At 40.2% G+C, this 22,407-nt stretch carries 10 protein-coding genes; 2 read left to right on the forward strand and 8 right to left on the reverse strand.

The window, feature by feature from the left end; all coding sequences use genetic code 11:
• Positions 1-23: 23 nt before the first annotated feature.
• Together GJU39_RS21290 and GJU39_RS21295 are read right to left on the reverse strand one after the other, a co-directional pair.
• Positions 24-302, reverse strand: coding sequence for a hypothetical protein (locus GJU39_RS21290; protein ID WP_154283025.1), 279 nt, complete (start codon positions 300-302; stop codon positions 24-26).
• 6 nt (positions 303-308) lie between these two features.
• The gene (locus GJU39_RS21295; protein ID WP_154283026.1) at positions 309-3,341 is read right to left on the reverse strand and encodes a hypothetical protein; all 3,033 of its coding nucleotides are present in this window, start codon (positions 3,339-3,341) and stop codon (positions 309-311) included.
• A gap of 838 nt (positions 3,342-4,179) precedes the next feature.
• Here GJU39_RS21295 and GJU39_RS21300 point away from each other — a divergent pair.
• Positions 4,180-4,548 (forward strand): chorismate mutase, encoded by a 369-nt coding sequence (locus GJU39_RS21300; protein ID WP_154283027.1) that lies wholly within the window; start codon positions 4,180-4,182, stop codon positions 4,546-4,548.
• A gap of 756 nt (positions 4,549-5,304) precedes the next feature.
• On the opposite strand, the gene GJU39_RS21305 is transcribed toward GJU39_RS21300, so the two are convergent.
• The 6 genes from GJU39_RS21305 to GJU39_RS21330 form a co-directional block, all read right to left on the reverse strand.
• On the reverse strand, positions 5,305-7,791 hold the full coding sequence (locus GJU39_RS21305; RefSeq protein WP_245228049.1) for a DUF4982 domain-containing protein: 2,487 nt from the start codon (positions 7,789-7,791) through the stop codon (positions 5,305-5,307).
• 72 nt (positions 7,792-7,863) lie between these two features.
• Positions 7,864-10,404, reverse strand: a complete 2,541-nt coding sequence (locus GJU39_RS23675; RefSeq protein WP_209437703.1) for a membrane or secreted protein — start codon at positions 10,402-10,404, stop codon at positions 7,864-7,866.
• Positions 10,405-10,500: 96 nt separating this feature from the next.
• A complete protein-coding gene (locus tag GJU39_RS21315) occupies positions 10,501-11,550 on the reverse strand; it encodes a glycoside hydrolase family 53 protein (RefSeq protein ID WP_209437704.1) in 1,050 nt (349 codons plus the stop codon).
• 8 nt (positions 11,551-11,558) lie between these two features.
• On the reverse strand, positions 11,559-12,671 hold the full coding sequence (locus GJU39_RS21320; RefSeq protein WP_154283028.1) for a SusE domain-containing protein: 1,113 nt from the start codon (positions 12,669-12,671) through the stop codon (positions 11,559-11,561).
• A gap of 15 nt (positions 12,672-12,686) precedes the next feature.
• Positions 12,687-14,294, reverse strand: coding sequence for a RagB/SusD family nutrient uptake outer membrane protein (locus tag GJU39_RS21325; protein WP_154283029.1), 1,608 nt, complete (start codon positions 14,292-14,294; stop codon positions 12,687-12,689).
• Positions 14,295-14,336: 42 nt separating this feature from the next.
• Positions 14,337-17,279, reverse strand: coding sequence for a SusC/RagA family TonB-linked outer membrane protein (locus GJU39_RS21330; RefSeq protein ID WP_245228050.1), 2,943 nt, complete (start codon positions 17,277-17,279; stop codon positions 14,337-14,339).
• A gap of 302 nt (positions 17,280-17,581) precedes the next feature.
• Between GJU39_RS21330 and GJU39_RS21335 the strand changes: the two genes are divergently transcribed.
• On the forward strand, positions 17,582-21,583 hold the full coding sequence (locus tag GJU39_RS21335; RefSeq protein ID WP_245228051.1) for a hybrid sensor histidine kinase/response regulator transcription factor: 4,002 nt from the start codon (positions 17,582-17,584) through the stop codon (positions 21,581-21,583).
• Positions 21,584-22,407: the final 824 nt, after the last annotated feature.

Here is a 22,407-nt window from a genome sequence, read left to right on the forward strand (position 1 = left end):
AGCGGAATCTAAAGTAATGCTTCTCAAAAAAAATAATCTGACAATAAAAAAACCTCTAGTATACTATTGCAATTCCAATTGCTTGCATTAGAGACATAGGACTGACAGTTTATATAACTCACACCGGTGGTGAAAATCCGAAGGTTGCCGGTGGCATGAAAACCATTCACCAGTGTTACGCTGTTAGGGGCACTGATCTCTGACTCATTGTTATACTGGTTAACCACCAGTTGGGCATTCGCCTGTTGTGCGCCGGTAAGCAGGAAAAAACCTGCGATTAGCTGTTTAATCTGTATTTTCATAAGGCGTTAGTTTTTGTAGTGATAGGCGTTGCTTTTCAAAATATTTCCATTCTGATCCTTAACATTCTTTAAACGCTGAAATTCATCGTATTCATAGTAAGTCGTCATACCCTTGATATCAGTCATACTGGTCATCCCGACTAATGGTTTATAAGTGTAAGATGTGATTTGGGCATCTTTTAATAAAGGAGAATCCCTTAATATATCGATCCATTCTTTTATCTGAGCATCTGTTGGAATTGCTGAAGCAATACTAGCTATGGTAGCTGATCCTAAAATTGCTTCAATGGTGGAATAGTTTGCATTCTTGATCTCAGCTACGGGATATTGGGAATCATAGCTATATAAATAAGAAGAAACTGGTCCTTTAACCATCTGTTGTTCAAGAAGATTTCCTGTAGTAGTATAATCATTGAACTGAATTTGGGGTTGATAGCCAGTATCAATTAAAACATCCCCATTTAAATTGGCAATTTTTGAAAAATTGTTCAATAATGATGGACTTTCTATTTTAAAAATTCTATGAAGATTTGGTTTATCAGAAAAAAACTCATATAAGACTGATTCTTTTATAAATTCATTTGCATTCCCAAAAGGTTTTATACTGGTAACAGTTTCAATGGGAATATTTAACAAATGTTTTAACTGCATATTCTTTAATCCTAAAGAAAAAGCATCGGCACTATTAATATTACCCAAATCCTTCGCATAGGTATTTGAACTCACTGTTGTTTTTTGATCACTTCCCCAAGTTTCAGTTCTGGATATTTGATAATCATTATTATAATAATAGTAGGAGGAATCGATTAAGGCTTGATTATTAAATATTCTTGTAATAATCTTTTTCTTTAATAACTTATTACCAAACTGAATATAATATGGAGAAAAGTCAAAAATTGAATTTATTCCCGAAGCATAATAATTATTTGAATTTGAGTAATTAGAACCTAGATTGGCGAAAGGTCTAACCTTATAACCTTCGATAGTGCCAAACCCATGATTTTCATAATCAAAATCTTCCTTTTGTTTCAAATGATAGATGTTATTTACCACTGAATACTCTGATTTAGACAAGATAACTGACTTATCCCAAGGTCTGAAGTTTGAGATATACAATGTAGAATACCTACGTGAAATAAAACTATTAGGATTGCTTGCTTCCTTAATATAATAATTTGGGTTGGTAGAGAAACCAGTAAGTGAATATTCGTTAGGGCGAGAGAATACATATTCTACTTTTCCATTTGTCTCGGATGGCGCAGAAATACCTGCTGCAGTCTTTGAAGAATATTGAGTAACATATTGATAATAAACAGGGCTGCCAATGTATGCTCCCATTGCTAATTCTGCAGGAAGGTTCATACTATATACCTTTTTAGAAAATGCTATATAATCTGATGTACCGGGTTGAAGCCGGAGATAGAGAGATTCATTGATAAAATGATCACTATTAGCCAGATCTTGAGCAACTTCGCCATAACCTGAAGCGTCTAATCCATAAGTATATTGATTTATCAAAGTTTCCCCATTAATATTATCATTTGATTTTATGCTTTTAATACGTATACCTGCAATTTTATTAAGCCCATATTTGCCGCCTTCATATTCATATTCGGTACTACCACCTGTAGGATAGACGACTTTTTTCAGTGTAAAATAATCCGGAGTAGTATATAAATCAGCATTCCAATCAGAGGTATAAAGTCCATCATTTGCCGCATTTCGTGTAACCCAACTTCCTCCTTCTTTTTGTTGATAGGTAACTGTACCAAAGTCTGGAAAAGTGGCACCACCTGAACTACCTCTAATTAAATAATATCCCCAATAATCTCGCTTTAATTCATTAAATGATACAGCAATATTTTTCTTCTGATAATCAAATGCGTATTTTTGAACATCTGAATTTTTAGATCCCGAAATAATAATTTCATCTAAAAATATATGTGCCGTTCCTGTTGTGTATTGAAATGAAATCTTTTTGATTTGATCTCCTTGATTTGTTTTTACAAGAATAGAATCAATCATACCCATTGGAGCACTCCTGTAAAAAAGTATATTTTCTTGACCAGTAGAAATTGAAGAAATTCTTTTTACATCTGGCGTTGTTGACGTTGTATTTCCTTGCTCAAAATGTATATTTGTCATTTCTGTTTCAATTACAGATATATCACCTCCCTGCTGAATAGTAAGTGTACTGTGAGGATTGTATTCATTATCTTGGTAGGCTCCATAGTTAAAACTGGCATAATTCCCAAATAAATCAACCATATCTGTCAATAGCCATGATGAATACGCAAGCGTTCCATTATTATTTACTGAATTGTTCTCAACAAAAATGCTTCCTCCATGAAGATTTTTCCCAAAGCGATAACTGACTCCATCACCATCTTTTATATCAAAAAAATCTATTTTTCTATCCGTTGCTTGATTATAATCTATTGAAAGATTTGAATGAGAAATCTGGCGAATCTTCTTTAAATATCTATCCTCAATAAGAAAACTTCCTGATTGTGATGGAGTAGAATAAGTAAATAGATCGGCCTCCCCATCCAAATACTTAGATGCTGCTGGCATTCCGATGCCACCATCTGTGATAAGCTGCGAAAAAAATTCATCTCGCTTCCAATTATTTTCGAAGTGAGATGGAATAATTGCTTTATCAAAATATTCGTCAGGCCTTCCATAAATTGTCCTTGAAACCCGATGCCCGGGCTGTAATATCCAACCTACACCTACATCACCATTCGTTTGGCCAAACTTTATACCTGAAGCATGATATTTCAATTCTAAAGGAATAACATTTTTTCCAACTTTAATATTGTAGAGTGGGATAGTAATGTCTGGAAGACCATTTTGCAGAGATACTTCATAATTTATATATTTATCAAATTCACGGGCAGTAGGTGAAGGTGGAATAATACTTTTGATACCTTGACTTACCGCCGATAAGTTCAACGAAATCAAAAGAATCAAAATTGGACCTGACTTGATACCATATGTATCTTTTTTTAAAAGACAGTTGGAAATGAAAGAGCACATAGTGACTAAATAAATATTAAAGTTTACATAATTATTAATTCGATTCCTAAAGCGTCCGCAAGCAAATCTCTACCGATTAAGTAATTACTTTAGAATACGAATCACAATCTCAGAAAATAAAAAGATCGAAATTGATCTATTTGACGAACGTGCATTCTGAAGTGACGAACGTGCGTTTCGAAGTAATGACTTTTTCGAGCTACTGTAATTTTCGAAGAATATTGCTAAGGCAAAATATGGGGCAGAGAACTGGTAAGCTTGAATAAGATCACAGTTAAACCCACTAAAAAAAAGATTATTTAACCTGGCTAAAGCGACTAACCAGACACAAATTACAGACTGGTAATATGCGAAACAAAAAAATACCTATTGCGATACACCCACCCAATCAACCACAAAAAAAACCGATTGCTTTATCAACAATCGGTTTAACTAAAAAATTAAAATTTAACGCTTAAAAAATATAAAACCTGTTAAAACAGCGGTAACATTTAAACCGCTTAACGGGTATAAATGAGAGTATTTTACTAAAAACAATCCCCCTTCTAACCCTATAGGTTTCGGGGTTTTTACATTTCGGGCACTTATGCGAAAGAGCGTTCAACTTTTGAGCGGTAATTAAGGAGAAATAGACATGGCATGTTACTAATATAAGGGGTTTTTAGAACGAATAAATATATTATAGACCTACCCATATTATAAGTAGATTAACAAATACTTTTTATAGGTTTTTTGATTGACAAACGGTCGCCTTTAAGCGATTCTATTATTTCAGAACGGTTTATATAAAAAATTTAAGATTAATATCAGTTTAGAAAACATTTAACGTTATGGTGTTATGAAACTAGACAAATGTTTACTCTTTGCGATTGCTTTGGTGCTTATTAGCAGCATTCGCGTATTTGCACAGTCAGGTACACCTGCCAACGGGCTGGAAAGCAATAGGAAAAAAATCGATTCGCTCGATAAGCAGTTGGTTGAATTATTGGCCAAACGTGAGGTTATTGTTAAAGAGATTGGAATTTATAAAGCAAAAAACCATATCCCGCCTTTACAAACGGCCCGCTTTCAACAGGTACTTCAAAAAAACATCGAAGCTGGTCAGAAACAGGGCTTGTCACCGGAATTTATTACTGAAGTTTTCAACGCCATCCACAAGGAAAGCCTGAAGATTGAAGAAGATGTGAAAGCAAAGAATCAGCAATAAATTAAGATCAAGACCATCAGAAAACATTCGAAACCATCAACAATCGACCTTTTCCATGAAGGGAAAGGTCTTAAAAAAACACTTATCACTCTCTGCTATCGACACCCTGCTCACAGCACGGGAAAACGATTTTTCGTATCAACTATAGCTTCACGACTATCAATGAAGATTTCGCATCAGGAATAGATTCTGTTCTGAAATGAATTCAGAATGGCATCGAGTTCAGGAGGACGTACGATGATATTACGAAATAGATTGCTTCGTGCCTCGCAAGGACGATTTATTGATGGCAACTACTCTAAACACCTCGCTATCTGCACCCTAATTTTACCCAATGCTATCCGACATCAGGTCCAAGCCTTGGGTTTGTTACTTTTGGGCCAAGCCAAAAGTAAAAGCCCTTCGGCGGCCAGCCGGGCAAGCCAGCGCAGCGGGAAATTTATCGGCAGGTGATGACACCAGCCGATAAATGAAGCCTCCACTAGAATAGATTGCTCCACGCCCACGCTCAACCCCTGCTTCAGTTCACAATGACGGTTTTTCGAAGAATCCATTAAACGCCTCTTCACCCTGAATTTAGTTCAGGGACTTTAGCGCGAAATCAAAGATGCTGAATCAAATTCAGGAAGACGGGCGTTTTAACCCACCACCGCTAGCATAATACATTTAGAATGCTGTTATTTGCGCCTTATTAACCGAGCTAAGCGAACGATTTATCGCACCAACTTATGTAATAACCCCAATTTAATCCACTCCTTATTTTCCGGAGGTAAGCGCCACTTCAGCACTTTTTAACGATCTGCCTTTTACTTTAAGCATCATTTTCCCCTCTTTTCGGGTAGACTGTACCAATATCACCAGCTTGCCGCTAAATAATTTCATGGTCGGCTGATCAAACATTTCAAGTGATGTCGCGTCGCCATTACAAACTGCCTTAAATTTTCCTTCTCCTGTTACTTCAAAATTTAACCGCTCATGTGTTGTCGGGCATGGGTTTCCATTTTTATCCACTACAGATGCCGTAACAAAAGAAATGTCTTTTCCATCGGCAACGATTTGTTTACGGTCAGGATCAAGTACGATGCGATATGGTTTGCCGGCTGTAACTTTGGTTTCTTCCGCAACGGCTTTTCCCGCTTTATCGTAAGCCACTACTTTTAACGTTCCCGGTTCATATTTAACGTCCATCCACATTAAGCGGTAACGGTTCTGCGGAGTATCCTTACTTTTCTTTTGCACACCTAAACTCTTCCCGTTTAAGAAAAGCTCTGCACTTTCATAATTCGTATAGGCAAACACCGGTGTAGTTTGTCCTTCCCTACCTTCCCAATTCCAGTGTGGAAGCAGGTGCAAAGTTGGTTTTTCTGTATTCCATCTGCTTCGGTATAGATAGTAACGGTCTTTTGGAATCCCGGCTAAATCACACATACCAAAATAGGAACTGCGAGATGGCCAGCTTTCATCATAAGGAGTAGGTTCACCTAAGTAATCAAAACCTGTCCATACAAATTCACCAATTACCCAGGGTTTATCATCCTGCATCACAAAGTCATCATCCGGTACGTTAGACCAGTCGCAACACTCTAAATCGTATGAGGAGCTTTGGAAATCGCTGTATGTTTTGTTCTTCGCCTTCACTACCGGAAATTTATAAACCCCTCTGGAACTTACTGTAGAGGCCGTTTCTGAGCCCAATAACATTCCTTGAGGGAAGGCTTTATAAGCTTCATGATATAAATGAACACGGTAATTCAAACCCGGAATATCCAATAAAGCACCAAAGCCAGAAGCCATAGTGGCTTTTACCTGGTCCATGCCCACGGTTACCGGACGGGTAGGATCCTCTCTATGGAAAATTTCCTGTAACCATTTTGCCCGTTTAACTCCTTCGGCACCAAACTGATCTGGCACTTCATTGCCCGAACTCCACATCACAATACAGGGATGGTTTCTGGTGGCCTTCACTAAATTGACCACATCTTTTTCTGCATCCTGCTGGAAGAAACGGTGATAACCATTTTCTACTTTTGCCTTTGCCCACTCATCGAAAGTTTCGGCCAGGAACATAAAACCAAGTTCATCACATAATTCCAACTGCTCTAAAGATGGCATATTGTGCGAACTGCGAATGGCATCGCATCCCATATCTTTCAAAATCATTAATTGCCTGCGCAGTGCAGCAACGTTAATGGCCGTACCCAGCGGACCTAAATCATGGTGCAAACAAACACCTTTAAATTTACGAACAGTACCATTCAGGCTGAAACCTGTTCCGGCCACATAACTGATGCTTCTTACCCCGAAACGCGTAGTCACCTCATCTAAAAGTTTATTTCCCTGATATAACTTCGAAACCGCGGTGTATAAATATGGCGTTTCAGGACTCCATAAATCCGGATTTGAAATTTTAATATTCTGATCGGCGGCATTGCCAAAAAACGTTTTCGCTGTATCGCTCATCACCAACCGGCCTTTGTTATCTAAAATTTGCGTAACCAGTTTAGCACCGGTTGCAGAAAGCCTGGTTTTGATATTTACTTTTGCAAAAGCCTTACTTACTTCCGGTGTAGTAATACTCACCCCCCATTGCTCAATGCTTACCTTATCTTTTGTAATCAGGCGAACATTGCGGTACAAACCTGCACCCGGATACCAGCGCGACGATTTAGGCTGGTTATTTAAATGAACGGCCAACACATTCTTTTGTCCTGCCAGAATATGATCAGTAATATCAATATAGAAATAGTTATAACCGTAATTCCACTCCCCTACTTTTACGCCATTCAGGTAAACTTTCGGCTCACTCATGGCGCCATCAAATTGCAGGATTACCTGCTTACCTTTCGTACTGGCAGGTATGCTAAAGCTGTTGCGGTACCAGGCTTCGCCAATGTAAGGCAATGCACCGGTACGGCCTGTTTTCTCACTCGGCTTTGATTCTCCATTTTGTACAATTGCCACCATCTGTTTATCAATTTCCTTATCAAAAGGGCCTTCTATTGCCCAATCGTGTGGCACAGTAACAGTTTTCCAGGCGCGATCGTTAAAATCTTTAGCAAAAGACGCATCATTGTTACCTTTAGAAAACTTCCATCCGTCAGTGAGCAAAACTTCAGTTCTTTGCTGACTGGAAACAGTTAACGTTGTTGTAACGAAAAATAGCAGTAAAAGAAAGGTTTTGAACGGATAAGATCTTCGCATAACATTAATTGGATGCTGTTTAATAAGCATTTTAATTTTCATAAATGATCAAGATAAAAAGAATATGGTGTTAAGCCCCGAGCAAAGCAATGTATATCGCTCTTTTTACAAAGCTTATTTTAAATAAACAGATGATAAGGTTAAAGTAACTGGTTCAACTGATTCCCTGTAACCGAACGTAACTTCTAGTTTTTCAACTTTTTTCAAATCAAAATCTGCTTTTGTTGGCGATTGGTAATACAGCGGAAGAAAACCCGGATATGGCCGTGGCAATAACAACTGCCGATCGGGTTTGAACTGGTTTAACGGGATTTCAATTTCCTGAAACTCCTGATTAGCCGAAATCTCTTTCGAGAAGAAATGAGCTCCTGTATCAATTAATCCTACCTTAACTTTTGTGTTTGTAATGGTTGATTGTAACCTGATTACCAATATTTTCATGCCAGCTAAATCAGTTGTTCTTCCAGACAGGTAATCTGCAATGTAAGTTTGAAAGCCCATAATTGCCTGCTTCTCATCCGCATTCATCGAGAGTTTTAATTCCAGGTTTAATGGATGTTCAGAAGAAGTGAATTCCATCTTATTGTTTTTCCAATCGGGGTTATAAATACTGATGTTATTTCGGTCAGTCTCCGGATTAAAAATCTCCAGTTGTGCATTTTTCGCAACTACGTAAGTTTGATAACTTTCCGTCTCCAACCTATCCCAGGCATCAGGATTGCCTGAAATATTTCCCGGGAAGGTAACAAAACCGCCTTCAGCCTGCTTCACTATAACTTTGTAATTCAGCAGACCAGCTTTGATAAAATCTGCAGGAATGGTAGCGATGATGCCATCAGCACCCTTTTTCAAACCGATACGCTTCCACTGCCCGGCTGCATTGTTTAGTTCTATGTAAACAGAATCATCCCTGTTTAAGCCAAAGGCATCAATATGGAGTTTAAGATCTACATTCTCACTTGCTGTTTGATGTGCAGTATGTTTTACGAAAACGCGGTTTAAACTCGGCTGCGGTGCTACAAAGTCTCCAAGCAAGATGTTCTGGTAAGGATCTTTGGCGTTAAAAGCCGGCTTCACTCCTTTTTTCACCAACAGATATGTTCCTGGTGTGATTTCAAATTCGCCCCGGGCAGCAGAAGCGGTATAGGCATTTCCAGCATTTAAGCCTTTTATCCCAAATTCAGTTCCAAGATCTTGCAGGTTAATTTTCATATCGGATTTTACCCAGCTGATGGCCGTCACGGTTTTTTGCGGTGATGCTTTAGCAAATGGATCACTTATTGGAACAGCATCAGGCATTACTTCCAGTCGCCAAATCCCATTAGCCACCTGATCTATAAAATAGGCGCCTTTACCCTGATAATTCACCAACTGAGAGTTGCCCACGCCGGCAATGTGCTTTAGTTTTGCAGCATTAAGGGGTTTTGTATCCGTAGAATTGGTATAATAAAAGGCTTCAGCAGTGTTCATTTCGCTGAGCGATTTTTGATAATCTAACCTGAAATTGCCAAAACTGGTTTCGCTGCCTTGTTTAAAAAGACGTGGAAGCTGATGAAATACTTTCGAAGCGATTAATAAACTAATGGCCTTTTCTGGCGTATAAGCCAGGCTCAGGTAATGCGTTTGGTATTCGGTATTGCCATAAGCTGTTGCCATTGGATCATAAGCAAACTGCGTGGCCCATTGGAAGCCGGCAGCCCTGAAGCTCTTTGCCATGGCCGGATACATGATCGGCGCCATCACATCGCCGGCATCAAATTCATAAACTACCTTTGCACGGTTTTTAAAGGCCGGAATGGTATCGAACGGAATTTTATAGGCGGCAACATTCGGCAAAAAATTTCCTTTTAAGGTATGCCCGGCTACTAAACCTGTGGGGTACCATTGAAAACTGTGGCCTTTAACGTCTGCTTTTACAATGGCCGCCGCGTATTTTGGCGACTCGCTAATGTTGTAGAAAATAGGTTTCGTCCACCCGGTACTTTTAATGGCATTCGCCATTCTGTTAATATATTCGGTGGTTCTGTCGGCTGTGCCGCTGTGTTGCGGTTCATTGTTTACCTCCGTGGCCAGAATATCAGCATCTTCCTGAAAAGTTAAACCCGTATATGGATTTTTATGTTTGAAGAATTGCTTCAGGTAATTTTCCTGTGCCAAAAAAGTTGCTTCATTAATTAAGGCATCGTGTTTACCGTATTTGCCGGAAAAACTTCCGGTGCGTTCATCCTTTTCAGGGTAGCCGTTTCCCCAGAAAGCAATCGGTGTAACCAGCGTTTTAATCTTTCTTTTTTTCAGTTCGGCCAGCAGGAAATCGAACAATCTTAAATGTTCATTATTAATCAAATTCCCCAAAGAATCAGAAATTTCTGTATCCCACACATGCACTCTGAAGGCATCTAACCCCAACCTGGAAAAATGATAAACGTCATCTTTAATGGCTTGTTCTGCGCTAATCCCTGTTTTTAGGATGGCACGATTACCATAAGCAAAGGGTGCGGTATAATTGGTTCCGAAAAATGCGGCTTCCCGGTGGTCTTTTTCCCAGCGGATCACACCTTTGGGATCTACATAAATGCCTTGCTTATTTTGGGCAGTTGCGAGAAAACCTAAACAGGTAAAAAGAAATGAAAGTAAATATTGTTTATTTAAAATCATATGCAAAAGGGCTTTAAAAATAGCCGGACCCGATCAGCCCGGCTAAAAAAAAAATAATGAATAGGTGATGATATTACGAATTTAATGGCCTGCAAATTAAGGTAAAAATGCATCCATCGCAACCGTTGGCTTACCCGAATCATCAAAAGCGCCCAACTTATAGCCACTCCAGCTATTATAAGATTGTGGCTCCCAGTAAAAAACACCCAGCCCTTTATTGTTGGCAAGAGATTTATTTTTGGCCATAATATCTTTTATAAAATCTCTGCAGGCTACCGCATCGGCAACCGGCATTCCCACTTCGCAAATCATCACTTCTGAGCCATAACGGGCAACCATATCATTCATATTGGCCAGACATTGTGTGTTTTTGGCAGACCAGTCTGCAGCCGTTGGATAGAGCGACATGCCTACTACATCCCATTTTGCACCATTAGCCTTTAATCCATCGAAAATCCACCGGAACAAACTGTTGTCGAAGCCATTGGAAATATGCACCACAACTTTTGAAGCCGGGTTTACCGATTTAACGCCTTCATAACCGGCCTGAATTAATTCGGCAAAGTTTTTCATGCTTACCGAAGCTTTACCATCGTTCCACAACATGCCATCGTTGGTTTCATTCCCAACCTGCACCCATTCGGGGATGATATTTTCTGCTTTCAAAGCCGTTAAAACGGCCACCGTGTGACTGCGAACCGAGGCTTTTAATGTAGTAAAATCCTGATTTGCCCAAGCCGCAGGTTTATTCTGCTGCGCAGGATCTGCCCATGAGTCGCTGTAATGAAAATCAATCAGCACGCGCATATTGGCTGCTTTTGCACGCTTTGCTTTTGCCAGTACATCAGCAGTATTATTGTAACCAGTGGTTGGATTAACCCAAACCCTTAAGCGGATGGTATTGATACCCTTATCTTTCAATATGGTAAATAAATCCTGTTGCACACCAGCACTATTGAAGAACTTTTGCCCTACGGCTTCCATTTCAGTTACCCAACTTACATCAGCACCTTTGGCGTAAGTACCAACCGGATCTGGTTCCGGGTAGATTTGTGTTTCTCCTTTAATGGTTTTCTTACAGCCTAAAGTAGCTATGAGGATGATGGCCATAAAACCAACCCGTTTTATATATTTTGCTTTAAACATGTCGATTTTTATTTAATGGTGTAAGTATAATTTCCATCTCCGGCACTTAAATCTAAGGTAACCGTGAAAACACCTGTTTTAGTTACCGGAATATTTACACCAGTTCCGCCGGTTCCACCAAAAACAAGTGTGCCTTTAGCATCGGCTTTGTAGCAGATATCGTAACCACCATTGCAGGTAAATACAAAAGTTTTCCCAGCTGTTAGTGCTACATTTGCCGCTTCCAGTTTACCTGTAGCCGCATTGAAATTTAACGGCGTAGATGAGGTGCTCCAGCCATTATCATCACCTGAGATGAAGAATTTAACCGGGGTATAGGTAATGGTTAATGCATCAACATCGGCATTCACTTTCAGGTAGGCTGGTGATGGGGTGAGGTATAAATTCCCACTGTTCAAACTCATGGTGGTGGCTGTTCCGCCCCAACCGTATACTTTATTTGCATCTAAAGTAGATACCAGTTGAAAAGCATCGCCACCGAAACCATCAGCATTTGGTAAGTTCAGGTAGCCTTCATATTTACTGTTAAACTTCGCTGAAGCCAGTAAAAAGCCATTGGTTCTAACGCCTGGTGTTTTCCATGAATTCCCTCCTTTAACCAATAATGCAGGGTATTCAACAATAACTTTGTATGGATTTACCGTTAACGTTAGGGTAGAATAAACGGGTTTTATTGAAGAGGCCACACCAGTATTCTGGTTTACTTCTGCCTTTAGCCTTACTGCCAATGTACTTACAGTTCCGGTAGGCAAATTAAGTTGTACACCGGTTAGCGAATTAAAATCTGCGCCAGTGTAGACTTTTGATAAGGCACCTTCCGGAAGTTTCACCACTACCGCGTTTGCCCAGGCGTTTGCACCAATGGTATCTGCAGGAAGATCAAACTCTAAGGAATAAGTGGGCACCACGGCAGTACCGAAATTTGCGGCATTAAAACTAAAGGTAACCACATTAGCAGCATCGTTTGCAGTTGTGAGCACAACCGCCGGAGCCGAACTTTTAAAGGCCAGTGTTGCGGCAGATGGTACAGCAATTACATTGGTGCTCTCTTCCTTTTTGCAGCCGAATATTACGGCACACAAAAGAAGTATAACGGATAATAGATTAAATATTTTTTTCATTTTCTGAAGCGTTAATTAGTAACCAGGGTTTTGACGGAGGTTTGGATTAGCAGAAAGATCTGTTGGCGGCAGAGGATAAAGCGAAAATTTGCTGCTTACGCCTGCTCCATTTCTTACCCCACCTTTCCAGGCCCATAAATAAGCAGCAGTAGTAAATTTGTTGTAGCGAATTAAATCGGTTCTTCTGAAAGCCTCGTACCAAAGTTCCCTGCCACGTTCATCTAAAATAAAATCGGTAGTTAAAGCACCCTGGGTAATGTTTCCGGCTGCAGTTCCGTTATAAGCACGGGTACGCAGGCGGTTTACATAATCCAAGGCAGTGGTTAAGCTACCGCCGGTACCGCCTCTTAAAACAGCTTCGGCATAAGTCAGGTAAGTTTCGCCTAAACGGAATAGCGGGAAATCGATGTCAGAGAAATCTTTCGCCACATCCTGGTGAGGCGCCGCGCCGCCGGAACGGGTTTTATTTCTGTATTTTGTGCTCGAGTATCCATCAGTGGAAGTATACAAATCTGTTACCTCCAGGTTTTGTCCGGTCATGTAGAACTGTGCCCGGCTATCAGTTGCACCGGTTCTGTCTGCAAACAGATTCACAAACTGTTGCGTAATGCGCAAACCACCCCAGTTACCACTAGAGCCAGATACCTCTGCAGGTACACCTGCGGGGCCATGCATTAAGTAAGTGGTTCCACCAAAATTCTGTGTACTGGTACCATCGTAATTAATGGTTAAAATAAATTCGTCTTTGTTTAAATGGTTATCTGCAAGGGTCAGTTCGCGGTAATTATTATGCAAAGCGTAGCCAGCTCCGGTTATTTTGTTGCAATAAGTAATGGCATCAGTATACCTGGCGGTACCGGTGTACACCTCAGCATTTAAATAAATCCGGCTTAATAAGGCCCAGTCGGCTGCCTGATCTGCACGTCCGTATTCGTTCGCTTTTGGAGCGGCCAAATCACTTTCAATGGCTTTAAGTTCAGATTCTATGTAGGCAAATAAGTCTTTACGGGCGATCTGTTTCGGCAACTCTTTGCCACCAATTTCTGTTGTTTCGGTAACAAAAGGCGGGTTGCCATAAAGGTCCATCAATACCGAGTACTGAAAAGCCCTGATGAAACGCGCCTCTGCCCTGAACTTGCGTACCTGATCTGCATCTGCACCGGTAATGCCCCTTTTATTCAGGTTATCATCAGAAGACTGGTTAATAAAATCATTACAAAGGGTGATCTGAAAGTAAGAACGGTAATATAAGCCATTGATGATGGAGTTTGTTGAAGACCAGTTTAATTCGTGCAGACCTAAAATGCCACCATCACTTTGCCAGGACCAAACTGCCTCATCGGTGGTAAGTTCCTGCAAATTCCAGTATAAACGAAGGAAATCTGAATTACCTTCATCTTTTATAATTTCTGTAGGAATATCGGGCTGCCCAACAGATGCATTTCCGGTAAGGGCAAAAGCGCCATAAACTTTGGCTAAAGATTGTTTGTAGCCGCCAACGCTGGTATATACATTGTCTGCAATTAAATCGTTGGTTGGGGTAAGATCCAGTTTCGTGCACGATACCATCAAAACAGAGGCACTGCAAATCAACAGGAACATTTGTAAAACACGTAGTTTCATATATTTTTTATTAAAACGGTTCATCGTATTTATTGTAAATCGTTAGTAATTAAGATTTAAACCCAGAGAATATACACGAGGTCTTGGATAGATATTGTTATCAATACCCGAAGCAACCTCAGGATCAAGTCCCTTGTATTTCGTAATCACAAATACGTTTTGTACACTTCCTGTTAGCTGTAACTTCGCTTTGCTATTGAATAACTGTCCGAAGGAATAACCCAAGTTGATGTTATCCATCCGCAGAAACGATGCATTCTGAACATAGTAATCGCTTAATAATTGCTGTGTTCTGAAATTAGTGGTAAGGTAGTTTGGCGAAGCGTTAAGAATTACAGATGTACCCGTAATTTGCGCCAGGTTTCCGCTTTGGCTGTAGTTATTATTGTAAACGTAATTACCCAAATTCGCCCTTAAGGTGAAGGAAAGATTCCAGTCTTTATAGCTCAGATTATTACTAAAGCCTAAGAATAATTTTGGATCTGCCTGTTTACCTTTCTTCAAATCACTGGCTGTAATGGTACCGTCGCCATTCTGATCTACATATACGCCCTCAATCGGGTTTCCTGCCTGATCGTAAACTTGTTCAAATAGGTTAAAAGTACTTTTCGGACCGGCTACAGCATTTAAGAAGACAAACTGACCGCCCACACCACCAGCAATTGAACCACTGGGAAAACCCGGGTAATTTGGATCGTTAGGTACTACAGTAAGATTGGTAATGGTATTTTTATTGTATGTGGCGTTTACGCTAAAGTCCCAGTTGAAATCTTTTGTTTTAACCGGATTGAAATTCAACGTCATTTCCACACCTTCATTTTTCATATCGCCCACATTTACAATTGCCGTAGCCGCGAAATTTGTTCCGGCAGGCTGTGGAATCCTGTTTAATAAATCGCTGGTTTTTTTCTGGTAGAAATCTAAGCTACCACTAATGCGGTTGTCAAATAAACCAAAATCTAAACCGATATTGGCTGTGGCTGTTTCCTCCCATTTAATGTTAGCAATGTAGGCGCTGGGGCGGTACATCTGATAAAAAGTATCGCCAAACTGGTATTGCGCATTTAATGAGCTTAAGCCGTAAGTTGATAAGTAACCATAGTTATCAATTCCATCCTGCTGCCCAGTAATACCATAACTGGCCCGAACTTTTAAGTTGGAAATGGCATCAATATTTTTCAGGAAGGTTTCGTTCTTGGCCGTCCATGCTAAGGCAACAGAAGGGAAAGTACCATATTTAAAAGCCGGACCAAAACGAGAAGATCCGTCACGGCGAACTGTAGCGGTTAGCAAAAAGCGTTCGTCAAAGTTGTAATTAAACCTTCCGAAGTAAGAAATTAAGCGATATTGAGGTTTGTTGAATGCGAAAGCCGGATCAGAATTGGCCACCTTATTTCCCACTGCATCAAAAACCGGATAAAAATATTGCGTGGTTAAATAATCATTATAAGAGTAACCTGCTGTTGCATCTATCCTGCTTTTAATCGATTTAAATTCTTTTACATAGTTCAGGTAAAAATCCAGAACAGTGTTTTGTCTGTTGGTTTTATATTCATTGCTTACTCCGTTACTGACGATAGATTCGGCAGCATTCGGATCAACATAAACTGTTCCTTTTCCTGTTGCAACATCATAAGCGGCATTAAAATTGGCGTGTAATTCTGGCAAAAAGTGGAAAGAATAATCCAGTTGTAAGTTACCAATACTTCTCATTGGCCTGGCACGGTCTTCTCTTTGTTCCAGTAAACCTACCGGGTTTCTACCCACTAAATTGGTTAAACCTGTGGGGCTGGTTGGATCAAGCCATTCCCAGTAACCATTGTATGCAGATCTATTGGTATAAGTAGCCTGTGTCGGGTCGAAACTTACCGCACCGCCGATGGCTGCAGTGTTGGCAAAACGCGTTTTTTGCATGCTCCCTTTCAGGTTTAAATCTACCTTTAAGTGATTATCAAAAAAGCGGGGATTTAATACCAAAGCAGCAGAAGTTTTCTCTAACTGATCGGTGCGTAACAAACCAGTCTGATTTTGATAACCCACCGAAATCCGGTAGGGCAATTTCTTGATGCCACCGCTAATGCTCAGGTTATTATCGCTGGAGAATCCATCCTGATAAATCAGATCCTGCCAGTTGGTATTAAAACCGCCCAGCTGTGCTTTTTGAGCAGCAGTTCCTCTTTGGTTTACAATAGAGCGGATCTCATCGGCACTTAACACTTCCAATTGCTTTACAATTTTGGATACAGCGTTAACAGAGTTGAAAGCAACCTTTAATTCGTTACTTAAGCCTTTTTTAGTGGTGATGATAATGACACCGTTCGATGCCCTGGCACCATATATGGCAGCGGCAGATGCATCTTTTAATACCGTAAAACTCTCAATATCATTCGGGTTGATGAAACTTAATGGATTAGAAGCACCGGAAACCCCGCCACTCTCTAAAGGCACGCCATCAATTACAAATAACGGATCGTTACTGGCATTTAAAGATGAACCTCCACGAATGCGGATGGTGCTTCCTGCACCTGGCTGACCACTGTTAGAAGTAATCGCGACTCCAGAAACTTTACCGGAAAGCATTTGCTCTGGGGTAGTAATGCTTCCTTTTTGAAAGTCTTTTACCCCTACCACGGCAACAGAACCTGTTAAATCTTGTTTTCTGGTGGTACCATAACCTACAACCACTACATCATTTAAAGTAGATGCATCTTCGGTGAGGGTAATGGTTAAAGTGGTAGATTTAGAAACCGGAATTTCCTGCACCTTGTAGCCTACAGAGGTAAATAGTAAAGTTCCGCTGGTGGGAATTTTAATGGTGAAGTTTCCATTTCCATCAGTCGAAGTTGCGGTAGCTGTTCCTTTTAATCGAACGCTTACCCCAGGCATACCCAAATTATCCGGAGCCGTTTTCACCACGCCGGTGATGGTGGCCTGTTGTGCAAAAAGAAATCCGTGGGTAAAAATCAATAGTAATAGCATGAACATTCGCTTGTTACCATTGAAGAAAAAAGTAATCATCTGCATAGAAATATCGGTTAGAATTATGGATACAAATAAACCCTTTATCCTTCCTTTCTCTTTGTGCTATCGTGCATTCTTTTTGTGCTATTCGTCATAATATCGCCCTATTTGCTTATAAAGCATACCCCATCCATTAAAGAAGGAGAAAAATCAATTACATTTGGAAGCCCTAAAATTGCGCAGGCACCCACTAAATGATTCGTCAAGCTAAATTTATTTTGTTCCTTTTACTCCTTGTATTTGCCATAAACGGCTACGGACAAAATTTGAAATTTAAGCACATTAACGTAGAGCATGGTTTATCCAACAGCACCATCGAATGTATTTTTCAGGATCACCGTGGTTTCATCTGGTTCGGTACCCGAGATGGTTTGAACCGTTACGATGGCAACCAGATCACCGCTTTTAAAAGCAATGGCAAACCCGGCAGCATCAGCGATAATTTTATCAGGTGTATGATAGAAGATAAGGATCGTAACATATGGATCGGGACTTCAAACGGACTTAACAAATTCAATCCTGAAGAAAATAAATTTACCCATTATGCCAGTCCGGCAAACAGTAATATCATTACCACCATTACCGAAAATAAACAAGGCATATGGGTAGGCACTTATGGCGGCGGACTTTTCCAAACCAACGAAAAAAATCAAAGCCTCACTCCTTTCTTGTATAAAAGTACCAAGCAGGCTGGCGCGAGGAAAGATTTTATTAACGATCTGTACAGCGATGCTAATCATCAACTCTGGATCGCTACCGATACCGGCGTAGACCTTCTTAATACCACCAGGCGAACTTCAGAAAATAAATTAAGCGGTTACAAAATCAGGGTGATAGAAAAAGCCAGAGATGGTTCATTCTGGATGGCGACAGAAGAAAATGGCCTCATTCATTTTAATCCGCAACGCAATGCAGTTAAAACTTACCTTCACGAAGAAAAAAATAATAACAGTATTGGCAGTAATCTGGTAAGGGCAATTGCGTTTGATCAGCAAAATAAAGTTTGGGTGGGTGGTATTAATGGTGGGCTGAATCACTTCAATCCGGCTACAGATCAGTTTAGCCATTACGAGAACAAGGCTGGCAATGCCTCAAGCCTTTCGCAAAGAACGGTTTCTGCCCTTTTTGTAGATAAGCAGGGCAATTTATGGGTGGGTACGCACCGGGGTGGCGTTAACCTTTATAGTCCGCAGGCAGAAAAATTCAATTTATTCAGGCAGGAGCCAGATCAAAACAGTTTAAGTTACAACGATGTCAGGGCGTTTTACGAAGCTAATAATGGCGAATTATACATTGGCACAGATGGCGGCGGACTGGATGTTTATAACAAGAAAAAACAGTCTTTTAAACATTACCGGTTCAATCCTTTTGATCCAAAATCTATCGGTGCTGATGCCATTCTGGATATCACCAACACTACAGACGGGCTGTTGGTGGGTACCTGGGCCGGCGGATTAAACCGGATGAACGCCGATGGAACTTTTACCCGATACCAACATCACGACAATAACCCCTCTTCTATTTCATCTGATTATGTGCAGAAATCTTTCGAAGACAGCGAGCATAACCTGTGGATTGGCACCTATTATGGTGGTTTGAACCTCTTTAAACCAGAAACAAACCGTTTCGAAAGGATTGTAGAGGGCGCAAATGGTTCGCGGTTAATTGGCAATAATATCGTAGCGATAAACGAAGATCTTGCAAAAAACCTGTGGATCGGCACCGACGATGGTGGCCTGAACCGTTACAATCTGAAAACGAAGGTATTTACGCATTACTTTACCGAAGGTGGCAAAAAGCCAGATCTGAGGGTAATCTTTGTTGATGGGAAAGGTGGTTTATGGATTGGCCAGGCAGGTCTTTACCGTTTTAATGCCCAACAAAATAAATTCTCAATTGCTACACCACGCGGTGGCCTCGCTACTACTTTTATCAAGGGAATTACCGAAGATGAACAAGGCAACCTGTGGATCTCTACCGCCAACGGCTTAACCAAATATAATCCACAGCACCACACCTTTAAAAAATATAATGCTGCTGATGGCTTGCAAGGCTTAGAATTCGAATCTAATGCCTTCCTCAAAACCAAAAACGGCGAAATGTTTTTTGGCGGAATAAACGGGTTTAACTCTTTTTTTCCGAAGGATATTAAAACCAATGCATTTGTACCGCCCGTTTACCTTACGGAGTTAAAGATTTTTAATAAGGTGATTACGCCGCAAACGGATGGAGATCTTTTAGAAAACGACATCAGCTATACCAAAAAGATAAAATTAGATTACGATCAGGCAACCGTATCCTTTCGGTTTGCAGCGCTGAATTATGTATCGAGCGAGAATAATAATTATGCCTATAAGCTGGAGGGTGAAGACAAGGAATGGATTAATATTGGCAACAGCCGGCAAGCGGTTTACACCAATCTTGATCCCGGGACTTATACATTTAAAGTTCGTGCAGCTAATAATGATGGCATTTGGAACAAAAAAGGTGTAGCAATTGAGTTAAACATTTCGCCACCATTCTGGGCCAGCTGGTGGTTCAGGCTGGCCGTGGTTGCTGCCGCAATTTACCTCACCTACCTGGCTTTGAGTTTTCGGCGCAGACTGGAACTGCGGAAAATTGAAGAAGAAAAAAGAGAAGAGATTCACCAGACCCAACTCCAGTTTTTCACCAATATTTCGCATGAGTTCCGTACCCCGCTTTCGCTGATTCTCGGGCCGATTGAACGTTTACTGAATGAAGATACACAAGAATCTTTTCAAAACTATTACAACACCATTCACCGCAACGCTAACCGTTTGCTCAGGCTGATTAATGAGTTAATGGATTTTAGAAAAACGGCTTCAGGAGCGTTAAAGCTGAACGTAACCGCAGGAAATCTTGATCTTTTTGTAAATGAAATTGCGGAAGAGTTCAGGGAAATGGCTGCTGATAAAAACATTAAGTTCACAGTAGAAAAAGAGAACCTACTCGCTGAGGTTTGGTTTGACAGGCAAATTATCGAAAAGATTATTCTTAACCTGGTAAACAATTCTTTAAAATACACCAAAGCAGGTGGTGAGCTAAAAATCCAGGTCTTAAACTCACTAAATGGCATTGTTCCGCTTTTTGAAAACCAGCTGAATATTGAAAGTGATTATCGCGGCACTGAATATGTTTACTTCCGGGTGGTTGACAGTGGAATAGGGATTTCTAAAGATTCCATTCAGCATTTATTTGAACGTTATTACCGGATTACGGAATCGCATTTGGGTTCTGGCGTAGGTTTAGCCTTTGTAAAAAGCTTAACCTTACTGCATAAAGGGCTGATTAGGGTTTCGAGTGAGCGGAACCAGGGAACAGAAATTATTATTGGCATTCCGATCCTCAAAATCGATTATAATATCGATGAACAATTCACTCAAAGTACCACATCCGGTGGCACCCGATTAGAAAGTATTACCTATCAAAACGAAACGGAAAAATTGGCTGTCGTGCAGCCTGTTACAATTGATAATGAAGAGGCACCAACCATTTTAATTGTAGATGATAACGATGAGTTGCGGATGTTTCTAAGAGATACCTTAGCTGCACAATATCAAATTACCGAAGCCGCAGATGGGATAAATGGTGTAGAAATGGCGCAGCAATATTTGCCCAATCTGATCATTAGCGATGTAATGATGCCGGGAATGAACGGTACCGAATTTTGCAAAATCATAAAAGAAAATATAGAAACCAGCCATATTCCTTTTTTAATGCTGACGGCAAAAAACAGTGTCGAAGCAGAAATAGAAGGCGCTGAATCTGGTGCAGATCTCTATTTTACCAAGCCCATTAATACGAATTTACTGCTTATTACTATCCGTAATATTTTCGAACAGCGGCAAAAACTAAAAGACCACTATTCGAAGAATAAAGAAATTCAGCCACGGGATTTAGTGCATTCAGAAAAGGATAAACTTTTCATGAATCAACTCCTTTCCATCATCAATGCCCAAATGATAAATCCGGAAATGGATATCGACTATTTGTGCAAGGAAATAGGCATGAGCAGAACAAAACTCTACCAGAAACTCAAATCCATCACCGGGCAATCAATCGGAGAATTTGTACGTTCAGCGAGGCTGCGTAAAGCTGTTGAGATTATGAAAACCGAAGATGTTTTAATGACAGAAGTGATGTACAGAATTGGAATCCAGACACAATCTTATTTTACTAAAGCGTTTAAAAAAGAGTTTGGTGTTACGCCGACGGCTTATATTCATGGGTTAGGAAAAAATGCTTAACTATAAGAGGTTGTTAACATGGAGCCTGTTGAAGTACAATTGTATTTTTCCACGGAAACACGGAAACCACGGAAGAATCATGTATTTGAATGCAGTAAATCTGTAAAAAATATCATTTCCAGAATGCCAAATTATAGAAACATCAATTCGAAGAACAAAATTAGCTGTCATACTGAGCCTGTCGAAGTACGATTATATTTCGCCACGGAAACACGGAAACCACGGAAGAATCATGTATTTGAATGCAGTAAATCTGTAAAAATTATCATTTCCAGCCGGTCGATTATAGAATCATCAATTCGAAGAACAAAATCAGCTGTCATACTGAGCCTGTCGAAGTACGATTTATATTTGGCCACGGAAACACGGAAACCACGGAAGAATCATGTATTTGAATGCAGTAAATCTGTAAAAAATTATCATTTCCAGCCTGTCGGTTATAGAATCATCAATTCGAAGAACAAAATCAGCTGTCATACTGAGCCTGTCGAAGTACGATTGTATTTCGCCACGGAACCGCTGAAACCAGGGAAGAATCATGTATTTTAATGTAGTGAATCTGTAAAAAATTATCATTCCCAGAATGCCAAATTATAGAATCATCAATTCGAAGAACAAAATCAGCTGTCATACTGAGCCTGTCGAAGTACAAATTGTATTTGGCCACGGAACCGCTGAAACCACGGAAGAATCATGTATTTGAATATAGTAAATCTGTAAAAAATTATCATTCCCAGCCTGTCGATTATAGAATCATCAATTCGAAGAACAAAATCAGCTGTCATACTGAGCCTGTTGAAGTACGATTGTATTTTGCCACGGAA

It is taken from the genome of Pedobacter petrophilus, from assembly GCF_009674725.1.
GTDB lineage: Bacteria > Bacteroidota > Bacteroidia > Sphingobacteriales > Sphingobacteriaceae > Pedobacter > Pedobacter petrophilus.